The sequence below is a fragment of the Geminicoccus flavidas genome (assembly GCF_009806515.1).
Taxonomy (GTDB): domain Bacteria; phylum Pseudomonadota; class Alphaproteobacteria; order Geminicoccales; family Geminicoccaceae; genus Geminicoccus; species Geminicoccus flavidus.
In genome coordinates this window covers 1-2,815 of record NZ_WUJP01000887.1, presented here as the reverse complement: position 1 = coordinate 2,815, position 2,815 = coordinate 1, and the positions used below count along the sequence as shown (strand labels likewise).

The 2,815-nt window shown below is 69.9% G+C and carries 4 protein-coding genes; all 4 read right to left on the bottom strand.

What is annotated here, in order from left to right; translation table 11 throughout:
* On the bottom strand, nucleotides 1-1,001 hold a 1,001-nt coding region (locus tag EQG76_RS25345), incomplete at its 3' end, for a lyase family protein (protein ID WP_159717474.1).
* 18 nt (nucleotides 1,002-1,019) lie between these two features.
* Nucleotides 1,020-1,601 carry a protocatechuate 3,4-dioxygenase subunit alpha gene (pcaG, locus tag EQG76_RS25340; protein ID WP_159717472.1) on the bottom strand — a complete coding sequence of 194 codons (582 nt, stop codon included), beginning with the start codon at nucleotides 1,599-1,601 and terminating at the stop codon, nucleotides 1,020-1,022.
* Between the two features lie 6 nt (nucleotides 1,602-1,607).
* Nucleotides 1,608-2,306 carry a protocatechuate 3,4-dioxygenase subunit beta gene (gene pcaH / locus EQG76_RS25335; protein WP_159717470.1) on the bottom strand — a complete coding sequence of 233 codons (699 nt, stop codon included), beginning with the start codon at nucleotides 2,304-2,306 and terminating at the stop codon, nucleotides 1,608-1,610.
* The gene (gene pcaC, locus EQG76_RS25330; protein WP_159717468.1) at nucleotides 2,303-2,716 is read right to left on the bottom strand and encodes a 4-carboxymuconolactone decarboxylase; all 414 of its coding nucleotides are present in this window, start codon (nucleotides 2,714-2,716) and stop codon (nucleotides 2,303-2,305) included. Before pcaC ends, pcaH begins: the two co-directional genes overlap by 4 nt.
* Nucleotides 2,717-2,815: the final 99 nt, after the last annotated feature.

The window sequence follows — 2,815 nt, the reverse complement described above, 5'->3', positions numbered from 1 at the left end:
CCGGCGGCGACCAGCAGGTCCGGCAGGTTCAGCCATTCGGCAAGCCAGGCGCTGCCGTCCCGTTCATGGGCATGGACCAGGGCATGATGCATGGCGGCCACCCGCTCGGCACTGCCGCGCGCCAGCGTCACCAGCACTTCCGCCGCGACCGGGTTGGCCTTGTGCGGCATGGTCGACGATCCGCCGCCGGAGCCGGGCCGGACCTCACCGACCTCGTTCTGGGCGAGCAGCAGGACATCCAGCCCGATCTTCGCGAGCGAGCCGGTCACCAGGGACAGCCAGCCGGCCAGCTCGGCCATCGTGTCACGCGCGGCATGCCAGGGCGCGATGGCCAGGCCCAGGCCCAGCTCACGGGCAAGGGCCGCCTCCACCTCGCCTCCCCTTTCCCCGAGAGACGCCAGGTTGCCGCTGGACCCCGCCAGGGACACCACCGCCAGGCGCGGACGGAGTTCCGCCAGCCGGTCGAGGTGACGCCGCAGCGGTGCCGCCCAGCTAGCGGCCTTCAGCCCGAGCGTGGTGGGTGACGCCAGTTGGAACCGAGTGCGGCCGGCCATGATCGTGGCGACGTGCCGCTCCGCCAAGGCCGCCAGCAGCTCGATGCTGTCGTGCAGCCTGCCGGCAATGACCTCCAGCACTGGTGCGACGGTCAGCACCAGGGCCGTGTCGACGATGTCCTGGCTGGTGGCGCCGAAATGGACATGGCCGGCATGCAGCGTGCCGACCGCTTTGCGCAGCGCCTTCACCAGCGCCGGGACCGGCACCCCGTCCCTGGCCGTACCTGCTGCCAGTTCCGCTGGCTCGATCTTGAGCGTGCCCGCCGCCCGGGCGATGGCGGCAGCGGCCGCTTGCGGGATGATGCCGAACTCGCCCTGCACACGCGCCAGGGCGGCCTCGACCCGGAGCATCGCCCGGATCCGCGCCCGGTCGTCCAGGAGTGCGCTGACTGTCCCGTCACCGAGGAGGCCGCCGAGCAGGGTGGAATCGAAGGCCGAGACGCTCATCCGGCGGGAGCTTTCCCTTCAGACATCGAAGAACACGGTCTCGTCGTCGCCCTGCATCCGGATGTCGAAGCGGTAGAGGCCGGGCTGGACCAGGCGGGCGATCAGCGTGTTGCGGCGTGCTTGCGGCACCAGCGCCAGCACCGGGTCGGCTTCGTTCGCCGCCGCCTCGTCGGCGAAATAGATCCGGGTGAACAGGTGCAGCAGGAGGCCGCGCATGGTCACGACGACGTTCAGATGGGGTGCCTGGCCATCATGGCCGCCCGGCTTGATCGTGTCGAACCCGAACCGGCAGGCTGGATCGGCACCGGTCCCAGAGCGGCCGAACCCGTGAAAGGCATTGCAGTCGGCAAAGGCGGCCGCGTCGGGATAACGGCCATCGGCATCGGCCTGCCAGACCTCGATCAGCGCATCCTCGATCAGTGCCCCGGCACCGTCGAACACCTGCCCCGTCACCCGGATCCGGGTGCCCTTCGTGTCGTCCCGGACGATGCGCCCGTCCGCGAGCTGGTCGAAGTCGTAGCCATACTGCCGGGCAGTCAGGCCATAGGCGAAGAACGGCCCCAGGGTCTGGGACGGGGTCTGCCGGAGGCGATTGCTCATGGGCACCTATGCCTCCATCGGCGTCGCGTCCGGGCCGCGCAGCACGATGTCGAACTGGTAGGCCAGCGCCCATTCCGGTTCGGTCGCCTCGATGTCGAACCGGGCGATCAGCAGTTCGCGCGCGTCTACGGGCACGCTGTTGTGGATCGGATCGAGCTGGAGCAGCGGATCACCCGGAAAATACATCTGGGTCACCAGCCGGCTGGCAAAACCCTGGCCGAACAGGGAGAAATGGATGTGGTTCGGCCGCCAGGCATTAGGGTGGTTACGCCAGGGATAGGCACCCGGCTTGATCGTGAGGAAGCGGTAGCGCCCCTCCCCGTCGGTCACGCAGCGGCCGGAGCCGCGGAAGTTCGGGTCGAGCGGGGCGTCGTGCTGGTCGCTCTTGTGGATGTAGCGGCCGGCCGCATTGGCCTGCCAGACCTCGACCATCGTGTCGCGGACCGGCCGGCCATACTCGTCCAGCACCCGACCGGTGACGATGATCCGCTCGCCCAGAGGCTCGCCATTGCAGCGGCCGTTCTGGGTGAGGTCGGCATCCTGCGGCCCGACCCAGCCAGCACCGAAGCGCGGCCCGCTGGTCTCGCCGAGCCCATGCGGGATGCGGATCAGGAGTGCCTTCGGCCCGCGCAGGCTGGTGGACTTGTAGCCCGGGTCGATCAGGCTTGGCTGGACATCCGGCTGGAGCCGCGAAAACCCGCTCATGGCGCTTCCCCCTCCCCGGCCTCCGCCGCGGCCAGCTCGGCATAGACCTGCTTGGCCAGTCTGATCGCGCTGTTGGCGGCGGGCAGACCGGCATAGACCGCGACATGCAGCAGCGCCTCGCGCACGTCCGCCTCGCTGGCACCGGTCTGGCGCGTGGCGCGGATATGCATCGCCAGCTCGTCGTGATGGCCAAGCGCGGCCAACAGGGCGATGGTGACGATGGAGCGCTCGCGCGGGCTGAGGTCCGGCCGGCTCCACACCGATCCCCAGGCCGAGCGGGTGATCAGCTCCTGGAAGGGCGCATCGAACGCGGTGCTATTAGCAGCCGCCCGGTCGACATGTGCATCGCCCAGGATCTTGCGCCGGACCGCCTCCCCGGTCCGCTCCAGCTCGGACGGGGCGTCAGGCACGGCCGAGCCCCTCGAGCTGGGCCCGGATGATGGCGGCCACCAGGTCGGGCCGCTCTGCCGGCGGAATGTGACCGGTACCGTCGATCAGCTCGAAGCTGG